12 protein-coding genes are annotated in these 22,163 nt (G+C 34.2%); 1 reads left to right on the top strand and 11 read right to left on the bottom strand.

The window, feature by feature from the left end; translation table 11 throughout:
* Nucleotides 1-21: 21 nt before the first annotated feature.
* Nucleotides 22-576 carry an ImmA/IrrE family metallo-endopeptidase gene (locus RT269_RS07195; protein WP_313181543.1) on the top strand — a complete coding sequence of 185 codons (555 nt, stop codon included), beginning with the start codon at nucleotides 22-24 and terminating at the stop codon, nucleotides 574-576.
* 102 nt (nucleotides 577-678) lie between these two features.
* Here the strand turns inward: RT269_RS07195 and RT269_RS07190 are convergent, their stop codons facing one another.
* The 11 genes from RT269_RS07190 to RT269_RS07140 form a co-directional block, all read right to left on the bottom strand.
* Nucleotides 679-2,238 (bottom strand): IS1096 element passenger TnpR family protein, encoded by a 1,560-nt coding sequence (locus RT269_RS07190; protein ID WP_313181542.1) that lies wholly within the window; start codon nucleotides 2,236-2,238, stop codon nucleotides 679-681.
* A gap of 148 nt (nucleotides 2,239-2,386) precedes the next feature.
* The gene (locus RT269_RS07185; RefSeq protein ID WP_313181559.1) at nucleotides 2,387-3,358 is read right to left on the bottom strand and encodes a bacteriophage abortive infection AbiH family protein; all 972 of its coding nucleotides are present in this window, start codon (nucleotides 3,356-3,358) and stop codon (nucleotides 2,387-2,389) included.
* 124 nt (nucleotides 3,359-3,482) lie between these two features.
* A complete protein-coding gene (locus RT269_RS07180; RefSeq protein ID WP_313181541.1) occupies nucleotides 3,483-5,258 on the bottom strand; it encodes an ATP-dependent helicase in 1,776 nt (591 codons plus the stop codon).
* A 7-nt stretch (nucleotides 5,259-5,265) separates the two neighbouring features.
* Nucleotides 5,266-7,257, bottom strand: a complete 1,992-nt coding sequence (locus RT269_RS07175) for an ATP-dependent nuclease (RefSeq protein ID WP_313181540.1) — start codon at nucleotides 7,255-7,257, stop codon at nucleotides 5,266-5,268.
* Nucleotides 7,258-7,285: 28 nt separating this feature from the next.
* Nucleotides 7,286-9,307: a protease Lon-related BREX system protein BrxL gene (gene brxL, locus RT269_RS07170; protein ID WP_313181557.1), complete on the bottom strand. Its 2,022-nt coding sequence runs from the start codon at nucleotides 9,305-9,307 to the stop codon at nucleotides 7,286-7,288.
* A 78-nt stretch (nucleotides 9,308-9,385) separates the two neighbouring features.
* Nucleotides 9,386-10,501 carry a DUF4268 domain-containing protein gene (locus RT269_RS07165; protein WP_313181539.1) on the bottom strand — a complete coding sequence of 372 codons (1,116 nt, stop codon included), beginning with the start codon at nucleotides 10,499-10,501 and terminating at the stop codon, nucleotides 9,386-9,388.
* 28 nt (nucleotides 10,502-10,529) lie between these two features.
* Complete coding sequence (locus RT269_RS07160; protein ID WP_313181538.1) at nucleotides 10,530-11,759, bottom strand: hypothetical protein; 1,230 nt, start codon at nucleotides 11,757-11,759, stop codon at nucleotides 10,530-10,532.
* A gap of 22 nt (nucleotides 11,760-11,781) precedes the next feature.
* Nucleotides 11,782-14,319 (bottom strand): BREX-1 system phosphatase PglZ type A, encoded by a 2,538-nt coding sequence (gene pglZ, locus RT269_RS07155; protein WP_313181537.1) that lies wholly within the window; start codon nucleotides 14,317-14,319, stop codon nucleotides 11,782-11,784.
* Nucleotides 14,320-14,329: 10 nt separating this feature from the next.
* On the bottom strand, nucleotides 14,330-17,941 hold the full coding sequence (pglX, locus tag RT269_RS07150; RefSeq protein ID WP_313181535.1) for a BREX-1 system adenine-specific DNA-methyltransferase PglX: 3,612 nt from the start codon (nucleotides 17,939-17,941) through the stop codon (nucleotides 14,330-14,332).
* 23 nt (nucleotides 17,942-17,964) lie between these two features.
* Complete coding sequence (gene brxC / locus RT269_RS07145) at nucleotides 17,965-21,558, bottom strand: BREX system P-loop protein BrxC (RefSeq protein ID WP_313181534.1); 3,594 nt, start codon at nucleotides 21,556-21,558, stop codon at nucleotides 17,965-17,967.
* Between the two features lie 17 nt (nucleotides 21,559-21,575).
* Nucleotides 21,576-22,163 (bottom strand): DUF1788 domain-containing protein, encoded by a 588-nt coding sequence (locus RT269_RS07140; RefSeq protein ID WP_313181533.1) that lies wholly within the window; start codon nucleotides 22,161-22,163, stop codon nucleotides 21,576-21,578.

The following is a 22,163-nucleotide window of genomic DNA, read 5'->3' as shown; positions in this document are numbered from 1 at the left end:
TTTTGAAGGAAGTGATACCAAATGACAATTGATTACATTGTTAATGTGGTGGATGCTCTGGTCAAGAAAGCAGATAGCCGTGATCCCTTTGTTATCTGTGAAGTCCTAGACTATAAATTGCACTATATAGATTTACATCAGAGACTGAAAGCCTACTACTTCTATCAATCACGCATTAATAATATCGTAATTGATGAGAATATCATGGAACTATTTCGTCCAATACTGATTGCCCACGAGTTAGGACACGGTATGCTTCACAAAAAAATTGCCATGATGTCTGGCTTTCAGGAATTGGAAGTATTGGAAAAAAGGGCTGATAAGCCTATGGAATACGAAGCAAATCTATTTGCAGCTGAGCTTCTACTCGAAGACAAAAACGTTCTAGAAACATTAAATGAATATACCTTTTTTGAAACAGCAAGCATTTTAAATGTCCCTGCAGCTCTCCTTGATTTCAAATTTGCAATCCTAAAAACAAAAGGTTATCGTATTAATGATTTGCAAATCGCCAAGTCTCATTTTTTAAAAGAAGATCTAGGCGCTTATGGGGGTAATAATTCCCATAATTGCTAATACATTTATAGGGATGACTAAAGCTTGACCAGACGAATCAAATTCTCTGGTCAGCTCTGTCTTATATACTCTTTAAATTACAGCTTTTATGTCTGTTTTCTTCTATAAAAGATTTGGAGGATTTGTCTTTCTTCCAGTCCACCCCATACCTCTAGCCCATTCTTTCATAGATTCTTTTTCTTCTAAATCTTCTCCGTGAAGAACTTCAAGCATATTACAATATCCATAAATTCCACCAACATCATCACATACTGGCAGTGCATCTGCATCCACGCATACTGGCCGGTGTTCTTCCATTGGTTCTATCTGGTTTCCAGATGCTTTATACTTCTCCTTTGTCTCATAACATGCAGTTGCAGTTATTTTTACATTCCAATCGTCACCATAATCGTACCAGTAACGGATTGCATTTAGAATAGGTGATGTGACTGGAGCAAGACACATATCTTCCTTGTCTGAATTTTTCAGTATTTTTCTATTAGAAAAATCCCATGAATCAAAGTTTTGTATCATTCCTGGCATAAGCAAAATATCATAGAGTGGAAGTCTTTCTATCAATTCATCAAAACCGCCCTCAAAAGTTATGCTGTCTGCCAGCTCGTTCAAAGTTACCTCTGTAATTGGCGCAATGCGTTTTATCATATTTGCCTTTGGGTCCTTATCTCCTGTTTTTTCAGTAAGCTCTTTGCATTCATCCATCCATTCTCCGAATGATTTTCTTACTTCTAAGGTAGGCTGCCACTCATATAACTCTTTTACATCCTTCTGACACCTATAGAAATATTCTCTAGTCCCTCCATAATAATATGGTCCGGTGTATTTTTTCCTCATCCAGTTTTTCACACTAATACTAGCTTTATAATCATCATCCCAATATATATCTTCATAATCTTCGCATGGAAAACGGAAATACATGCCTGCAAGTTTAGCCCAATCTGTAAGTTTTCCTGATTTAATCATCTTATTATAATCATCTTCGTATGGATGAAAGCTGTGTAAATGACTATTCTGCCATCCAAAAGCTCTATTTATTACATAATGAAGTGCATGTAGCGTAATATCTCCTGGTACAATGATATCTCTTGATATACAGTTCATCATTTTTCCATATTGCACAAGGATACCTACTTCTTCTGATCCTAGAGCTTTGTCTTCCATATCCAATTCCAAATGAAGTCTTATAGCATAAGGGATTGGCCGTTCTTCTGCCAACTGTCTGGTACGTTCCTTTAATATATCTAGTTTATCCATTCGATTATTCTCCATTTCTTTATCTGGATTTATATATTGACTAGTATTTTCATTTTTCTTTATTACCTGTAAACTTTCAGCTACCTGCATTCGTTCACGGTACACTTCACTTCGTACAGCTTCATCACTTCGATTGTCTCCGCCATACTGTCCTCTGCTATAAGGAAGATACGATTGAATATTCTTTTCAGATACAAAAAGTTGTTTTGCAATCTCAGTTACGGATAATCCACTTGAATATAGAGAACCTATCTGAACACTTGTATTGCTTTTCCATAAACCTTCAGTAATAAGGACACGACGTACCTTGATAGGATATGTGCCTAACTTCTTTGCTGTTTCTTTTACAGAAGAAGTTTCTTGATATAATTGAATAATCTTATGATATAGATTGTCACTTGTATCCTCCATACTTAACTTCCTTTCGTTTGTTCTGAGTTAATTATATATACATCATATAATCGTGTCAACCTTACCTTTTAAGCATTTAAACATACATAGAGATAATTTCCTATGTATATCTAACTAATACTAAATACTCCAAAATATGTAGAAATAACTATTTCTTATCCCAAAATCCATCAGTCTGCAAATACTCTACTTCGTATTTCCCAGTAATTTCAACTTCATCAAATGCTTTTTTAAGACTAGTGTATGCTTCACTATTATACCAATATACAGTCCATTTTATATCTTTTCTAACACTCTCTTTGATTTTCAATAAATATGGGATATCAACACTTCCAGCTGACCAACCGACTACTACAACATGGTTTACTTTATTTAATTCTTTAAAATATCCTCTGTGAAAATCAACTATTGAATTAGTATCCTTAAATAATGCATCCAAATAATCAGCTATCGCATCCTGAATGCTAGACTCACCTTCATCATATTCTTCATCTGCTTCCTTTGCCCACTGACGATGTTTCTCACTTTCAGCTTTATTACAATGTCCCATAATTGGTGAGATGTCTGAAACGCTTTCGACACTGCCATGAATATGAACAACATCCTCAATCTGATATACACGCTCTAATACATCTGTATAATTAAAATTCAAAAAAAGGTCTTTATCATTACCAATTAACTCTTTCTTCCTTGGAAGAATGCCGCTAGTATCAATCTGCTCAATCCACTCCTTCACATAATCCTGAAGCTTATTAACAAAGCCAAACTGTTTTCGCCAATATGTATCCATTGTGTCACGAATACCAATATTTCCTCCATCCAAATCCATATCATCAAGAATAGAAGAAGAAAAATTTAGCATATCTGTGATATCAGGATGTCCCATCATCTCTTCAAATGCACTCCAAAGATCTTTATTCACAGCTTGGTTCCATCTTTCTTGAGCTTTTATTGTATACCAAGGCTCTGTGTCATCCAACTGCTGTATACCATATAGTTTTTCAAACTCTATTAAAAAATCTGGGTACTCCTGTTCGAGAAATGTTCTAAACTTCCAATAATCTGTATGGAGTCCATGTGCAACGTCAAATCCATTCCCAACAATATACAGTTTTTTCATCAAATCCATACCTCTTCAAAATATATTATATTCACCATGATTTATACAACCAAAATACTGTTTGCCATCTCAATCTCACATTTGCATTTGTTAAATAACCTATTACAGCCGGAGGCTTTATTTTTCATTTAACTTTTTTGTTTGTATCTAAATATTCATATTTCCACAATTCTTTTGGAAACCTTTGATATTCTTTTGTTTTTGTATTTGCAGGCATTGCAACCATCAATAATCTTCTTGGTCGGGTCATAGCAACATACGCAATTCTCATTAGTTCACTGTTCAAATCACCCTTTTCTAAAAAACTTGGTGTCAGTGTTTTACCTGTTTTACTATTTATAAAAAGCAAAATAGCCTCATACGTTTCTCCTTTAACCCCGTGAACAGAAGATCTTGTATACTCATTTTGTTGCTTTTTCTCAAAAAACCTTAGAACTTCAATATTTTTAAAATGTGGAACATTTTTGTCTCTTGCCTTAATCTTGAATACTTCACTTAATTGCTTATTCGCGTGAGTTGGTATTCCATACTTAGAAATCAATTTCGAAAAATGCGCTTCATACAGACAAACCCATTCCCCAATAGCCATTTTAATACACGGAGCCTCACTAACCAAATCAATGATAAATTCGAACCATAAACTTGATGAAAAGGTATTATCTATTATCGTTTGCATTTCAAACCCTTCTATTTGCTCGCCATAAAATACGCAAAATGCTGCTTTAGATGCAATAGATATCGCTTTTTTTCGTGATCCATATTCCCATTCATATCTTGAGTGTGCAAACCACTCTAATTCTTTACTTTTCCACAACCCCATAATATCTGTTTCATTGTGTATGCTCCCTCTTGTTAAAATAGCCACTTTTTTAGGGTCAATCTCTATACTCAACTCTTTGCATTTTTCAATAAAATAATCGTTTATCTCTTGCACAGTATTTCCATTTGTCAGTAATAATATAGGTTTCTCAACTTCATCTTTATAAATTCCAATTGCTTTATTTGGAAATTCATTACCGATCGTTTCAGAAAAATAGCAAGTAGAATTACATATGTTTTGAGAACTACGAAAATTACCTGTTAGCTCAACTGTGTTCCATCCGATCTCCTTCATTTTCTGTAAAAAACATTCTGGAGTTGCATCCCTCCATTCATAAATTGCCTGATCTGGGTCTCCTACAAGAAAAAAGGATTTAACTCCACTATTACTTATCAAATCAAAAACCGCCATTTGCTCAGAAGATGTGTCCTGCGCTTCATCAATAATAATAACAGGAAATCTCGCTGCTAATCCTTTGGCTATTTCAGGATATTTTTTTAACAACTGAAATGCAAATAATGCTGTTTCATTTTGAAAAACTATATTCTTATTGGCCAGCATTTTTTTATATTGTTGACAGGGTAATGTTGTTTGCTTTCCCCGCAATTCACAAGTCACTAACTCTTTTCCTTTATAAAATTTTTTATCTATTCCATAACGAAATCCTTCTATATGATTAACGCATCCATTTCTATGACATTCAGTTCTCCAATATTTATATGGTATTTCCCAGTTGTCTGTTAATGTTATTTGTGGACGATTGTTATCGGATGTATACAAAAATCCATATCTCAAAACAATAAATTCATTTATAAAACTATCCACCGTTCCAACAAAATGAGGATAGTTCACACTTTGAACTTTTCCTTCTATTGATTCAATCTTCTCTAATACTTCCTTACTTGCAACATTTGTAAAAGATAGAACAGCAACCCCTTGGTGATATAAATCCCATGTATTTAGATATTTCATAAACTTATTTGCTACCATATAAGTTTTTCCACTACCCGGACATGCCTTAACAACGTTTTTTCCTTCGGCAAGTAAAAATTCATTCTGTTCATCGGTAAATTTTCCCATACTCCACCTACTTTTCTGTCACGCAGTATATCGCATTCTCTATATACTTTGGAATCACTATCGCCTTTTCGATAGTTACACCGTTTTCTTGGTCTTTTAATTGTTTATCAATTACTTCGCATAAATATTGAGCTACCGCTGATTTACATTTGTCCCTTGAACGAATAAAAAGCCAGATACATGCAGCTTTTTCATCAAGTTCATTTAAGGTATTCACCTTCGTTTCTAATTTTGGTCCTAATTCTTTATATTCCTTTTTTATTGCTTCCAGCAAATAATATATATTATTTTCATGACAGCATAAAGCATATTCTAATGTCTTTATTGCAGGGTAAACCGAAATTGAAGTATCTTTACAAAGATCCATTAATTCTGAGCACCGTTCAGATATCTCTCCTTGCTTAAGTTTTGTAATAACACTATGATCAATCTCATCATAATCCAAATTTTTATCAATATAATTTTCTTCACTTTTTTTTGTACACCGATCATCGTCTGTTACAACAGCTATTTTATTAAAACAAATTGCAACTTTTTCTGACGTTAAGAGATTCACAAAAGGCTTGAAAGCAACACTATCGACATTCACTAATTCAACAGCATATTTATCAAAAGGTCTATTTATTAGCTTAGCCAATTCAGGAATAAGAATTGCCTCACTTATACCTTCAACAAATAATATTCCTTTCGCAAAAAATAACTGCGATTTTGTAACATCAAGATATTTTTTTAGATATGCTTTGTCCGAGTCACATATATTAGTTTCTGTTAATGGTAAACAATATTTTTTATGATCATTTTCGTAAAGCAAATTGATATTTTCAATACCTACTTTCGAAATCAATGTTGGCGAATGAGATGTATAAATAACTTGAATATTGGTCATTTCCGATTTTGTTGCTGATAAAAAACTATGTACCAACTCTTGTAATTGAGGATGCAAATGGGCTTCTGGCTCTTCTATTAATAATAAATTTTGATAGATTCCACCTTTATCTATTTTCATATCACCTAGCACCGCTGACATAAATAACAGGTTATTATATCCCAATCCATTTTGATACAGTTCAAATGAACCATTTGCAATCTCTTTTATCCTATTAAGAAGTTCTGCATCCATTTCAGTATGTTTATAAAGCAAAGTAACATCAAAATATATGCCCCTGTCTCTTCTCTGAATTCCTTTACATTCTGGATGCTTTTCCAAATATTTCTCGGCTAATACGAAGCTGCTCTCATCTTTTGAAATAAATACCCATCTTGGTTTTACCCATGCTCTAAGGGAGGAGGCTATTGAATCAAACCTTGGCTCTATTAAGCCTATATCGATTTCCTGTTGTAAAAGTTCCTGTTCAATTTTTAATAGATTTGAATTAATAGTCGATTTTGCTTTCTTTATTTGATCTTTTTCTAATAATGAGTTATTAGCTGTTTCAAGTATTTCAACCAATTCGTTTCTTTTATCATCCTCAGGTACTAAGTTTCTTAATAACTGTGCCAATTTGCTATTCTTTGAAGGTCTTAGTTCACTTTCAGAGTCGCGCAATGCACCAAGAAAAACTACTTCCATTGCTTCAAATGTATCTGAAGAAATCTGATTTCCTTCTGTTCCAATTCCCCAATGAGTTACTTTTACTTTTTCTAAACCATTTGGAGCGATATATTTCTCAAATTTAATATGAAACTCTCCTCCTGATGCATTTTTACTCACCGGATTCCAGATTTCAATTAACACTTTAGGAACATCTTCTAAATAAACATCAAATTGAGCAAACTCCACTGACTTTCCATCATCACACACATGAAAGTCTGTCTTATTAAAGTATATATCTTTTTTATAAGTTACTGTAGAATAGACAATTCTTATCGCATCCATCACAGATGATTTGCCAACATTATTTTCTCCTATAATAGCATTAATACCCTTGTTAAAATTTAGTGTAATACCTTCATCATCAAAAGATCTAAAGTTTTTAATTACAAGCTTTTTCAAATACATTTGTTCACCCCCAAGTCTTAAGTAACTATTATTCTACCCCTAACGCCTTAAAAACTGCTTCCTGCGGAGTATTGTAAAATATAATGCTAAATGCCCCCATTAACTCTGCTGGAACAGTTCCCATATCTGCTGCTGATGTAATTGGAAGCAATACCTTCTTTGCTCCACTATCAAGGCACACCTGCAAGGTGCTTGCCAGCTCTTCCACTTTCATAATTGTTCCACTAATACTTATATCCCCAAGTACCGCCATACTTGAAAGAGTTGCTTTATTTAATGCAGCTGAACATATTGCAATGAGTGTTGGTAGCGTAAGATATTTTGTCATTCCAATACCATTAAGATCTTGATAATTGACAATGTAATCCTTTGATGTTGTGCTTATCGAATTACTAATTGCTCTTCCATTTGCTTTTAAATAGTTAAATGCTGTATTCGTTGCTTCTTTTGCATCCCTATCACTACCAAGTCCTGTGCGTTCAAACTTTCCATTTCCAGGTAATACTTGTGTCTCTAAACGGAACACTCCTACCATTCCTGTTTTACCTCTTGATATGGTATAAACATGTCCTGGATTTGTCATTCCTTCCGGAATTATTTTCCCACCACCTTGTTCTGGCACAGAAACATAGTGTTCTTCAAAAGTCTCATTATCTATGTAGGAAAAATTCACATCATAGAATTCCATTCCACCTATCTTTTTCAACTGCTCTTTAACTCGGCGTCTCATTTCAAGTGCAATTGCAATAATTTCCTGTATTTCTTCTTTTGTATACTGTCCGTTTGGATATACCAATTTTGTAAATCCGGATACCATCTTACGAACTGCTATAACATCCCTTTGATTTAAGTTCGAACCAAAGCGATAGAATTTATCACTCACATCGCTAAACTGTTCTTTACGCATCTCGCGCATGAATTCCGAAAGATAATCAGTAATAAATCCATAGTCATTTGTAAAGAAATCCGGTCTAAACTTAGGTATTTCCCATCCAGGAACATAGCAATGCATACGATCTAAAAATGCTGTGTCATATGCCATTACTTCAGGAAACGGTTCAAAAAGATGCGAAGTTTTAAGTAAAACATCTACGCTTTGGTTTATATTTCCTACAAACACCATAGATGCACTTGCAGCCTTTTCTTCTTTTCCACGTGCAAAAGATCCAGAAGCCATATAATCCTTCATTATCTGGATTCCATCTTTATCTTTAAACGTTATTCCTGCAACTTCATCAAAGGCAACACAATCCCACATACCAACTAGACCAACTGTTTTGTTTGCCATATTATAAAACAAATTGGCTACCGTCGTCTGACCACCTGAAATCAGAATACTGTTTGGCGAAATTTCTTTATAAATATGTGATTTTCCGGTACTTCTTGGCCCAAGTTCACAAAGGTTAAAATTATTCTCTACAAGCGGTATCATACGTGCCAGCAAGAGCCATTTTTCCCGATTTGAAAATTTATCTGGTTCCATACCAGTGGAACGTAGTAAGATATTAATCCATTCCTCTTTCGTAAACTGTTTTCGACCGGCTTTAATTTCTTCTAGATCAATATGTGGCATTTGTATTGGTGTGAGCTTACGGATACTAATTGGATTAGTGTTTTTCTCTTCTTCATAAAAATCATATTCAAGCTGAACAATACACCAGATTCCACCACATAGTAATCGATCGAAATCCTTTGCATACATTGCATTAATTGGTACTCTTTTTATACCGAGATTTGAAAACTCAGCTTCATGTTGATTTTCTCTATAATTTACATTTACACTAATTTTGTCAATTACTGTATAGCTTCCTCTATCCGTTAGCAAAGATAGAATTTTTTGAGCCTCATCTGGTCGAACATAATTATCTGCCAATATACGTTTAACATTTTGAATTCCTTCTTCAATAATATTCTCATCCTCAGAATTGCAGTATTGGCCCAGCAAATATTCAAGTACGTATACTGGAACATTGGCACCTTCTTTTATTTTTTTTGTTAGATCTTTTCTGACTATTTTTCCATCAAAGTAAGCTCTAAGCTTTTTGTTCATTTGCAAATTTGTGTCATCATATATTCTGTCTTGTGATGATAGTAAAAAATCGTCCTCCATAGCCAAATATTCCTCCAATTAGATTATTTCTTTTACTGCTTTACTTACAGCTTGTCTCATTGTTTTGTCAAATCGAACCATTGCATCACATTGAAACTCTTTAAACTTCTCCCAATTTTCACAGTCTGTTATGTCAACATTCTCCATTCGATAGGAAACTCTGCATGATTTTTTTTCATCAAGCTTTTCCCATTTCAGTTCATGCCCAAAATCTTTTTCTAGTTCTTTCTTAGAACTATATAATTTATCAAAAATTCTTTCGTTTGTTTCCTTATCTCCACGGTTAATAGAAAGATCAACGCCAACATAGTTTTTCGTTATAACGAATGAAAATGGAATTCCCGACACTCCAGAACCGCTTGATAACCAATGATCCACAGACGGATTTACATTTTGAAACTGTTTCGATACTCCATTGAACTTTTCTAATAGTTCTGTCCAGTATTTTTTTCGTAATACTTCAATGCCTTTGCTGTTTTCTTTCACCGCCTGGGCTTCTTTTGCCTTATCTGCCATCTTGATCAAGTACTCAGCTGCTTCCTTTACAGGTATAATTTGTTCAATATCTAATAAAAGTTCCACTCCATATTGATACGGAGTGGCTTTAAAACATTGTACAGAAATTCCATGATTAAGCATCCACATTGCAGTCGATGTCACTTCTTTTCTAAAATATCCTGCTACCAAAATCATCCTTTGGTCATGCATATTTAATTCTATTTCCTCCAACGGTTTATCATCGAAATATTCCACAAGTTTATCAACCGCTTTTTCACCTTTACCATGTTTATCAAGATAAGTTTGAAATATATCTATAATCTGTTGTTTTGATAAAGTGGAGCAATAGGATACATATTTTAGTGCTTGCCAAACAACATCTTTCCCGGTGTCATCAAGTTTATTCTCAATTACTACTATAGCCCCTGACTTATCTAAGGCAAGTAAATCAAGACGCTCATTAGTATCGTTGAACCCGTCAAATTCCTTTTGAATAATTAAGAATTCTTCATCCAAACATTCAGGATTTTTTGCAATCCACTCCTGTAAATGCTCTCTTTCCTTGAATCCCAGTTCATGAAATGTTTTGCTCTGAATTTTATCTATCTTATTTTTTTCTTTATCAATAACAAACATCCTTTTTCTCCCAGTATATTATTTGTAATTATGTAAATTGAATAATCATCAATAAACTATATAGCTCATAAAGTTCTTTAATTAACCTACAATACAATTTCTTAAACTCATCTTCACTTACTAATCCATAAGCAACTATAATTCGTCCCATCATTTTATCTATTTCACTACTTGAGATAAGATGAGCATAACATACTCTCAAATCATTCAAATAAAACAATGAAGAAATCATGCTTTTTGCAAAATCTGCACCTTCTACCGCAGCTATAATCCCCTGCAATAATTTTCTAGTTTTTAAATCTTTATAATTATCCGGCAAGGGGTTAACAACCCTTACATACAGTTCTCTTAGCCTATTGCAATCTATTCCTTCATTAAGCAATCCATCTAAAATAATTATATTTTCCTTGATTTCGGATTTCGAATAGTTTATTGGTTTTCTTAGCTCATTTGCACTAGCTTCAACTTCCTCTTCCAAATGATGAAGTGCAATTCCAAATTCTCTTTCTACTCTTTCAAAGAAAAAATTTCTGAGATTGATTATTCTCTTTTCTATGATAGGTTCACTAAACTCATTTAGAAATTGTGCTCTATAAAACTCTGTATCTAAAATCTCGTGATCAGATTTAATATTGTATGACTTAAGCCATAATATTGCTCTATTGTCTTTATCAATTTGTTCCAAGTCTCCAAGAAAAAGAATCACATTTCCATTTTTGTTAATCCCAAACGGAATATTCCATTCCCAATCCCAGCCATCTGTTCCTCTTTTTGCAATATCACCATAGCTTTCTGAAAACATATTAAGCGAATAGTCGTTATCAGTATAAAAATTATTTAGTACCTTTTTATCAAAAAAAACTGGACATGAAAATCCTTTAGAATTCGTAGGATCCAAATCAAATCCTATGCCTGGAATATTTAGATCTCTTCCATCGTAAACAAAATTTGCATATTCAACATACTGAAAACGCTCCAGCTTCGTAGTCAACCTACAACTACTATATTCGCTATTACTCAAATCCGTATATGCATATTGTATTTGTTTTGGCATTCTATTACCCAGTTTGTATTTAAAACATTTATGACATTTTAATATTGGGCATTCTACAACGGTAATGCAATAATCTCCTATTATAACGTTAGAATCCTCTAATAGGAACTTCCTGTTCCCACCACAGCAGCACTCATGCGAATATGATTCTGTTTTTCTGTACTCTTTAATAAAATCTTCTATCTTATCAAAAACAAAATTCAAGCTTTCTCACTTCCTTATCATTTTAAAATCCAAAATCATCCACAAATGCAATATCTATCATAAATTCATACTGTTGAAGAATATTTTTTTCATCATTTACATCCGCAAGTACCAGGTAATACTTATCTCTATACTTGTATTCTCTTGACTTCAAAGTAAACTTCTCATGGAATATTCTCTTTTCTGGTGCATCTGCTCTACTATTTGCAACAATTGGAACATCAAAAGAAATCTTTTCTCCTGATTCCGTTGTAAAGTACGCAATAATACTTCGTGCTTTCATCATATCTGTTACTTTTTCTGTCTGTATAAAATCAAGATAACTAATCAAGTTCGTGACCTTTCTTGTGGAAGAAGTCAGTATCACGTTCACATAATCAAATGCAACACCTCTTGTATTCATTGTTAATTTAATCACTGGAACCATCATTTCCTGCAGTGAAGATCCACCATGTACATAGTTTTGACCACCACCAGCCACTTTAAATATATCTGCTCCAATAGGGGTAGAGACATACAACTTGTTAAAATACTCCATCATTCTAGAAGTTATTCCTTGTTCAGTTACTTCCTCCGTTGTTAATAAGAAACGCTTATTGGAATATACACATATTTCCTTCGGATATGATACTTTATCGAATTCCTGCAACTTATCCCGTTTATAAAGGAATCCATGATCTGCTGTCACAATAAATTTTGACGCTGAAATATCTCCTGTAAGCTGCCTTATTAGGAGATATATTTCCTCTATTGCCTCTTCACATGCGGTAAATACTTCATTCTCACTAGCTGCCTTGTCTCCACGAGCATCAACTTGATTATGATATACATATACAATATTCTTCCCCTGAAGAAGTTCTTTTGCCCGTGCTCGGTTTTTATATATCTCATCAAATGCTACAGCGATATTATTCTCGTTTTGAGCTTTTAAAATCTTGTCTCTTGAAACCATATCCACACAGCTCTGTCCATCAACAGTCACATTCAATTTTTCATCCACATTCATTTCCTCATGAGGTAAAAGACTCGCCATGCCAACAGCTGTTATGGATGGAAGGACGCTCAACATGCTCTCCATTTTAGGTTCGCATTTCTCATCAAGTTCCAATCTTTCCATAAGTTCCTGGGCACACTCATAACGAAAGGCATCTGAAATAATGACAATAATACGTTTGTTTCCAGCATAATTCTTAATATAGTGCTTATAAAAACCTTCTTGTCTTGCTAATCCAGTTGATGCCACCACCTCATTAGTGAGATTTTGATTCCACTTCGGCGTCAGCTTCTGTAAATAAATATTCGAGTAAATGTTCTCTACTCTCTCTCTAACAGTGGCAAACTTGCTGTTATCTTCTATCTGATCGTAAGAACGATAAAACCATCTATAATAGGAATCAATTAAGTATGTTTCTTTCTGATATAATGTAACCAGTTCTTTTACATCACTTGTAAACTCCATCATGGATACAGATTTCATCATCATATATGCATACTTTATTGCTCTGTATTCATTTCTGTACTTTTCAGCATAATGATACGCCTTGGATGTTCTCTGATCTGCAATTTGTGCTATACTCAATCCATCTATTCCAGCATCCAAGATTTCATCGTTCAACTGATCCAATGCCCAATCTATGATGATATCATCCAGTCCACTAAATGCATCACAGGCAAATATGTCTGTTAATTGCATTGCTTTATCCTTGGACTTATCCTTTTTCAAATCGGCTTGAATCCTTGCTACGAATCTTAACGATTTATCCACTTTTTCTGCTATTACATCATAAGTTTCCTGGAAGGAGATGTTGTCCATTATATTCCGAACAAATACCACCACATCATTTCTTCGTTTCAGAATGTACGTCTTCATAGATTCTGGCACTGTGCCTTTCAAAGAAGAAGATGCATAAGTCAGAATCATACAAGCTGCTAAATCATCCATATTGGGCTTTTCCGATTCATAACCCAAGTACTTTTTACAAAGTTCCCAGAATTTTTCCTGCAGTCCATTATCTTCCAAGATTTTCAGATACTTACTGTAATCTCCAAGCAACAGCTGCTTAACTACCTCTTCAAAATTTGGTGTTTTCACATCTGTTAGCACAGCAATCAAACCAATGTCAATGGTCTCCACATTGTAATGGTCAATTCCCAGTTCTTTAAACCGCTCTATTCTGATTTTATTCTTCCAGAAATTGCTGTACTGTGCCAAATGTTCCTTGAATCGATTATCCAATCCAATCTCCTGAGACATCTGTGAAATACGATCCGTATAATATGGCAGGGAATAATAATACATATCTGCCAATGGATTCTCTGCATCACTAGGTTTTGAAAAAGGCGCATATACCAAATATTTTCCTAGCGCATCTGACTCATTTAACAACCATTTTGTATATAGCCAGTTCGTTCCATCTAAAATATGAAGTTTTGCACTGTCCAACTGAAGTTCTGACACTTCATCCTCATATTCTCCTTTATCATCAAACCAGAATACAAGTCTCACATCCTGTTTAGAAAACTCAGTATTTAATTGTTCCTGTATGTTCTGTAAATCCATACTGAACCTCCTACTTTATTTTTGCCAATAAATCAACCTTAAGAGATTTCTGTCCTTCACGGGATACTTCAAGCCCCTGGAACTTCTCATAATTTACTTTTACGCCATCATCTAAATCCAATTCTATTCTTTGATTTGCAATATGTGCTATTGCTTCATCATAAATTTTCATCTCAGCAAGCTGCTTTGTATATTTTGATATAGCTTTTGTTGCCTTTGATTTTTCTGAAGCTGATGAACTGTTATCAACTATGTACTCTGCACTTCGAAGAGCAGCTTCAACATATGCCTGTTCTTTGTGAAGGTAATCAGTACGAACTCTACCTACAGTATCAGCATTATATCTGTGCAAATAAACTAATGCTTTGAAACCATTTTCCTTACCAGAATCAAAAAGCCAGTAAATAGGGCGTTTCTGGTATGTTTTGCAATGATCCAAGAAGAAATCTTTCAAAAAATAGTTTCTTATAATCTCACGACTGGAATCACCCTTGTTTCCAAGTGCTTTGGCAATAAATTCAAGATTTTCTTCAAGTGTTTCAACACCATATACCTGTTTCAACCATTTACAGAATAATCCCACAATATCATCTTCAAAATACTCTTCATCTGTGATTGGAATGACATTATCTGAATCAGGAATAAAGCTACTATACTTATCGTTATCCCAATCTCCTCCCGCATATACTAATCCATCAATATCAAGTGAATAGCGTCCAAAAATACATCCAACTGCATAGGAAATCATTTCTGTAATATCATTTCGTTCATCAACGAGCCTGATATATACAGAATCTTTTTCTATCCAATCTTGAAGTTCATCAGATTCAATTCCATATACTTTCATCATAATCTGATTAATCCTTTTCTCCATTTCCTTTTCACTTCTGAATATATTCTTTCTGCTTTCTTTCAAATCTTCCATACATTCTCTTAATGACTTACTTCCATAATAGGAAACTAATGGATTTTTCTTAAACTCCCATGATATTTCATTTGAGTTCCAATCATCCTTCTCATTTCTAATACACCCTTCAACTAATTCATCCATTTCTGAAACTACAGAGCAATCATACTTAAATGGTAAAGTAGAAATATTCCCCACTTGATACGATATAGTAGGATTAAGCATTTGAAGTAAATATGACACCAGTTTTGAATTCAAAAAAGCCATAGCATAGTAAATTCTATTATTGTCTGTCATAAAAGCAGAAGAACCTTTTACATCAAACATTGCTCCTTCTTCTGTATATCGGCAACCAAAATTAGCTGTACTTCCAATATCTGACCAAGTGATGCTCTCTTTAAACTGTAATCCCTTTGCTCTTACCGGTGCGCCATTATAATCCATTGGTAAATCATGAAATGCATGAATATCTATTCCTCCATGCTGCCAGTTTACTACTTTTGTTCTGTAGCCATACCACTTTCTAGTTCCACCGCCTTTGTTATACGGATACCATTTCTCATTTCTAACCTTACTTTCATCATGGGATTTACAATCAAAGCATATATTTTTCTGATCGACTTCATACCATTCACGCAGGAAAATGTCATTATTCCCTGTATGCATTCCAACACGAATAGTTGCAAAATCTTCAAACGGTGCACAAGTAGCAAATATTTCTTCTATTTCCTCCGTTGCCCAAAAAGCAATCGGATATCCTTTGATCTTTTTAAAGCGCTCAATACACTTCTCATAATAATAACTACAATTTTCAGTATGATGAATTGCATAAAGTATTTTGTTCTGTTGAATTTTCATTCCACCCTTAAATTCAGATAGTTTTATATATTGACCAGTCGTATGCGATTTATCATTCTTTAACACAAATGTGCATATTGGCACTGTTGCCTCCTCAAAAGCAGAATATTCTAGTTGTGCTAATGTAACAATTGATTTACGTTCGATAATAAACTTTCGTAATTTCTCATATTGGCGAATAAACATCCATACAAACGGCGTCATAAAAGCCGAATATCCATCCTTTATACAAAAATCAAAGTTTCGATATATAAATACGCTGAATAAATCTCCAGAATAGTCTTTATAATTATCTACAACGAATTTTTTCAAATTGCTTTCCAATTTATTCATATAAGGTGGATTAGTGCACACAACCCTATATTTTTTTGATAATATCGAAGCCTGCTTCGTTAACTTTAACATCAATGGATATATTTCCTGAATCCATTCCGTAGAAAACATGTTTAACTGTACTTCTTTTTTCCCAATACAAAGCAGATACTCTGCAAATGTTTTGTAATCATTTTCATCTATCGTCTGTAACGATCCGATTTCTCTTGCATGTAAAAAAGCTCTTACTAGATATTCACCGATTCTATTTTGCTCTTTATCGTCTGTAATGCCATCACATTCAAAATTCTCTATCGTGTTACTTTCTTCGATGGCTGCCACATTATTGAATACTCCATGTGTCAGAGCTCGTCGGTTATAACTTCTTGCCTTCATCATAACTGCGAAGTAAGCCAGCTGATGTGCTCGTCTATCGATATCCAATCCAAATAAGTTGAATTGAACGATATTCAGAGCTGCATCACGGTCAGAATAGCCACATTCACGATATATCTCCATAAGCACATCAAATGCATACACTAAAATGTGTCCACTACCCATACATGGATCAAAGAATGTCAATTCAGTTGGATCAATCTTTTCATCTACATATTCAATGTGACCATCTTTTGATGTAACAAAATATTGAAGCTTTTCTGCTAATTTGCTATCTGGATTTCTCTCAATCCAATATCTGCCCAAAGAGTTATCTACCATATATCTTACAACCCAGTCAGTGGTAAATAGCTGTGTTGCTGCAGGAATATCTTCTTTCTTTACAGTGCCTTTGTATATATTTACAATTTGGTCATGTTTTTCGGATATATAGTACTGATATAACCATCCAATGATTTCTACCTGACCTGTTATTTCTCCATTTTCATCAATGTTTAAAATGTTAAAATCAGATTCTGCAATTCCATCTTTATCATTAACCAGTCTATATATAATTTCCTCTTTGTTCGTATATGAAATATCTAATAAAAGTTCTGTGTAATCGGAAGTCTTCTCAAATAGTTCCGGTAATACTTCATGTAATTTATTACACTGTTTGATAAACAGGAATCGAAATAATTCGTCTTGACTCTTGGAATCAGACCTCAATTTCAATTCTATAATGTGTTCTTTTTCTTCCGAATTAAGATCTAAATCCACATCAGGTGCTTGCGTCACGATATCAGGCTCTGTTTTTCCATCCTTCTCTGATGAAAGCACACGAACTCTTGTTGGAAGATAATCATTCACTTCCATAAATCGAATTGCACAGATTCTATTAAACCAAGTGTATGCTACCTCTTCTACAATCGCTTCAAATCCTCTTGCATCTATCTGTGTCTCCAGTTTGTCTCTTTGTTCACACTGTTTACGGTTTAATGTAACTTCTGTACCTGCTGCAGTTTTATATACTTTGAAATCTGCACCTTGTGAAATCGGATTACTACAACCTTTATCAGTAATACCAAGCATTCCTGCTTTATCTGTCACAGATGCTATCAGCTTTCTCCTTGCATCTATGGCAAATTTCTTAATCGCTGTTTTGTTCATGCTATATCCTCCAATCAAGCCAATTAGCTCAATGTAATAATTGTATCTTCTTCTAACTCACTTAACAGTTTCTTCTTCATTTCAGATAAGAACTGGTCTATATCCTGTTCACTCTCGATGAAATAAGTTCTTGCACCTGCCACGTTACTAATTGATACATTCTTTCTCTTTTTGGTCTTTACGATGGTTGGTTGTACAATTGGTGGTATTACTGGATCATCTCCCGGCGTCGGCGGGGTTAGAGGTGTAACCGTAACTGGCTGATGTGTTGCTTCGTATTCAGTCATTTCGTCCATACAGCGTAGTTTTAATGTATCACTTTCAAGCTTAATATTTTTAACTGCTGCAATCTCATGAGAAGTATCCAATTTCACTCTCAAATCTTCGAATGCTTTCGTGAACTTGTTCCTGAATACATCCGCAAAATCTTTTATTTCCAGAATATCAATCACTTTTTTCTGATCGTCAGATACGATAGGTCTCATATCCTCTGCTTCTTTTTCAAGTAATGTACCATACTGATTTACAAACTTTTCACACATCTCTGGTAGCTTTTGAATCTGACCAAATGGATTGTTGCTTTGAATAATTGCATCCATGTGAGCCACATTCTCAATTATTTCTTGATTTCTAACATAAGTCTTACTATTTTCAAACATATGGATAAATTTAAGAGCTTTCTCAAATATTGGCTTCTGTTCTCCTTTAAAGAAATCGAAAACAGGTGCTGTATCTTCTGCATCATCTAAAAGGTCATCTCTCTTTTTATCTACTGTTTTGAAGAATTCTACTGGCTCTGAAATTGTAATAATCTCCTCCAACGTACTCTTTGCTTTTGCCATCATTGATTTGCATGGAAGCAATGGATTTACACGATACTCCACCATAATATCAGCATAGGAGCGTACCTTATCCTTTGCTTTATTCTGGAAATCCCTCATAATCACATCATCATCTTCGCTTGATAACGTGTATCCAAAGTAATCCTTCATTACCTCTTTCACCGAACGAATCTGTCCATCTGTTGCTCTTTCTCTGATATCAACCAATAATTTTTCTACAAATTCGCGTTTTGTTAAATATCTTACCAATTCATCTTTGATATTTGATAACAGCGATAAAGACTGGCTATTATATACTAAGGATACTCTTCCAAGTTTAAAGAGCATCGCAACTAACCACTGCACATCTTTCGGATCAAATCCATAAGGAGCAGCACCAAATTTATCCTGTAATGATTTCAATGATGTCTTCATGTGTCTGGAATTATTCAGACTGATTACCTGCACAACTTCTTCCAATGCTAATTTATTGGGTGTTGTATCACTTGTTCCAAGGAAAGACATCTGATCATTTCGCTCATTAAATATTTCTGCAATATCTGACAGTTCTGGAGCTGTCTCCATGTAAGTCAGCTTGTTGTACTGCATCGACACCAATTTATCCAAAGCCTCGGATATTCTTCCTATTGGTTCTTTGGCAGATATTGTCGCTTTATCTCCATTCACATAAATGTCAGCATTCTTTAAGGCATCTTCAAGAAAGATTCTTATTCTATCCTTCTTCTGAATTCGCTCATCTTCTTTTGCTCGGCGAATACTATCTGAACCATCTCTTGCACTAGAAGCATTCTTATTCAGATATTTATATATTTTGATTGAATCTGTTATCTCATCTAAGAAAGTACTGTCATTTGGTAGTTTTATGATTACTGTTCTTTCCTGCGCTGAGAGCATACGCAGAGAAGAATCCGGATAATCTCCACCATAAGGTGTAATAATTGTAACTCCAATATCATTTGACTGATTTCCTTTGAAGAATCGATCATCCACCTTCTGGTTAAATGGGAATAAGTAACGGTTACTGTATCTATACTTATTCTCTTTGTATATATCCTGAAAAATAACTGTAGATGCCTCTCCAATTATTTCTCCCATTTCAACTGTCTCATTATTGATTGCATTATTGATTGCCTGTTCTTCATCTGTAAGGAAGATATAGATTTCTCCATTCTTCTGAACTAATGTTTCTTTTATAAGTCTCTTCAATGATTCTTCAATCTTTGAACGTACTTCAATTCTGTCATCATCAATATTTGAAATCATTAAGGTGGTCAGATTATCTACATTTGCTTTAATTTCTTTTACATATTTAATCATGAAGAGAACTTTTAACAGTTCCACATCAAAATTATTCAGTTTACTGTTGTTCTCTGCGTCAGAAATAACCTGACTATGCTGATGATCTATAAATTTATGTAATGGATCATAGAAATAACTGAATGGAACAAACACTCCATCATCACTATTCATCACTCTAATTGCAGACTCCTGGAATAATGCCAGCATAGAACGGGACTGATCCGATAAATGCTTTCCGCTTGCGCCATGAGTTCTAACAGCCGTCAATACCTGTCCTAATAAATTGAATTGATATGGGATAAATGGATAGCAATCAGCGAAATCTGATTTATCTGTATATAACTTCTTATCCGCTGTATCTGTCGTAAATGTAATAAGATTCTTAATGATAGATTCTTTCTGTTCATAAAGAAGTCTTAAAGTAGAACCTGCTGTTTCATTCTTAGCAAGTACACGCTTACGAATAACTTCATCAACATTTGACGCAGAAAGAGAAAGTCGTGTATCAAAACGACCTTGAATTTTAGAAAAGTCATTTCCTTTTGTCTTAGTAATGGAATCAATATCTTCTTGGCTTGTTACAATAACCCAAGCCTTTCCTTTGCAAGCTGTTCCCAAATCTTCCACGATGGTCTGTAAATTCAGCATAAGCTGTGTGTTGTCTGCAATATACTGTCCAATCTCATCTACCAAAAAGATTACATGATGATTTGAACCTTTCTTTGTGCAATATTCCTGTACAAGAGCGACAAACTTTTCAATACTTAAATCATAATTTCCCTTTGCATTTTTACACCAGTTACGAGCAGCCTCTTCGCTCATAAAGTTCATTTCCACAATAGTCTTCACTATTTTATCCTGAATAACTGCAAATGCCTGTCTCTTCTTATCCCAAGGAGCACTCGCATTCTTCTCGAATAATTCTTTGAATTTTTCAAACTTTCCTTCATTGTCTAATTGGCGTTCAAACTCTGCAAGATATGGAATAGAACCACAGTATCCCTGCATCTCATTGAATACTTTCATAAACACTTCTACGATTGCCTCTTTACCAGAGCCAACCTTTGCTGAACCTTTTGAATCAATATTAAAAAGCACGACGTCAGAAGATATATTCCCGGATTTTGTCATCTTGGCAACTAGCATAGAATCGTCAATTTTCTTTCCGTCTGTAAAATACTCGATTGCTCGCTTTCCTTCTACAACACTATTCTTTAAAAGATATGATAGAATCTTCAAAAAGTGAGATTTACCACTTCCAAAGAAGCCTGAAATCCACACTCCCATCTTATCTGTATTGTTATTAATTCCTTTTTCATAGTTGTCGAAGAAATCTCTAAAATGCTTCAACAACTCTTTCGTTATAACATACTCATCCAATTCCTGATATATATTTTCTTCATCAGATTGTCCAACTTTGATAACACCTTTAATGTCACGATCAATCTGCTTTTCAAACATATTCTTTATCTGCATCTAATTTTCCTCCGATTCTATACAAGCCTGAATGCTCTGTAATAATTATGTGAATCCATTGTTCCAAACAATTTTAAATCCTGTCCGCTATACTCACCCGGATAGAACAATACCACTGGAACACTATCTAATACCTGGTGTAAGTTATTCAAAATGTTATGACTGGCAATAATTGGATGACACTTTCCTACTCCAGTCAGAAAAATTACACTGTCGGTCAAATCTTGAGCCATTATTTTGCTGATTATTAAGTTCAATTCATTGGTTTCATCCAATCCCAGTGTCTCTACCAAATTACCTGCCATTTCAAAGAAACCATTTTCTTTCTCCAAATCAAAGAAGGCTTCGAGATACCCCTCTTCTTCCAGAACTTTAACCATCAAATGAAACAAATCAAACTCGATAATCTTGAAATCTTTGTTTCCATTATTAATTCTGTCTTTCAAATACTCTAAATGATTTCTGACTGTTAATTCTTCTCTTGGGTTGTAATCAAAAATATAATATCCAACCTCATTACCAAGACCTTTATTTTCTCTGAATGATATATCAGATATTTTCTTCTCTATCTGGTTCAATCTTTCATCAAGTGGTAATACCGCCAT

The organism is Lacrimispora sp. (genome assembly GCF_032078915.1).
In the GTDB taxonomy this organism is placed as follows: Bacteria; Bacillota; Clostridia; order Lachnospirales; family Lachnospiraceae; genus Lacrimispora.
Note: the sequence above shows the minus strand (reverse complement) of the source record. Positions and strands in the feature narration are given on the sequence as shown.

Excerpts from the sequence above, each read along its gene's own strand:
- RT269_RS07195 (WP_313181543.1), top strand. The coding sequence starts at position 22 with ATGACAATTGATTACATTGTTAATGTGGTGGATGCTCTGGTCAAGAAA.
- RT269_RS07190 (WP_313181542.1), bottom strand. The coding sequence starts at position 2,238 with ATGGAGGATACAAGTGACAATCTATATCATAAGATTATTCAATTATAT.
- RT269_RS07185 (WP_313181559.1), bottom strand. The coding sequence starts at position 3,358 with ATGAAAAAACTGTATATTGTTGGGAATGGATTTGACGTTGCACATGGA.
- RT269_RS07180 (WP_313181541.1), bottom strand. The coding sequence starts at position 5,258 with ATGGGAAAATTTACCGATGAACAGAATGAATTTTTACTTGCCGAAGGA.
- RT269_RS07175 (WP_313181540.1), bottom strand. The coding sequence starts at position 7,257 with ATGTATTTGAAAAAGCTTGTAATTAAAAACTTTAGATCTTTTGATGAT.
- brxL (WP_313181557.1), bottom strand. The coding sequence starts at position 9,307 with ATGAACAAAAAGCTTAGAGCTTACTTTGATGGAAAAATAGTCAGAAAA.
- RT269_RS07165 (WP_313181539.1), bottom strand. The coding sequence starts at position 10,501 with ATGTTTGTTATTGATAAAGAAAAAAATAAGATAGATAAAATTCAGAGC.
- pglZ (WP_313181537.1), bottom strand. The coding sequence starts at position 14,319 with ATGGATTTACAGAACATACAGGAACAATTAAATACTGAGTTTTCTAAA.
- pglX (WP_313181535.1), bottom strand. The coding sequence starts at position 17,941 with ATGAACAAAACAGCGATTAAGAAATTTGCCATAGATGCAAGGAGAAAG.
- brxC (WP_313181534.1), bottom strand. The coding sequence starts at position 21,558 with ATGCAGATAAAGAATATGTTTGAAAAGCAGATTGATCGTGACATTAAA.
- RT269_RS07140 (WP_313181533.1), bottom strand. The coding sequence starts at position 22,163 with ATGGCGGTATTACCACTTGATGAAAGATTGAACCAGATAGAGAAGAAA.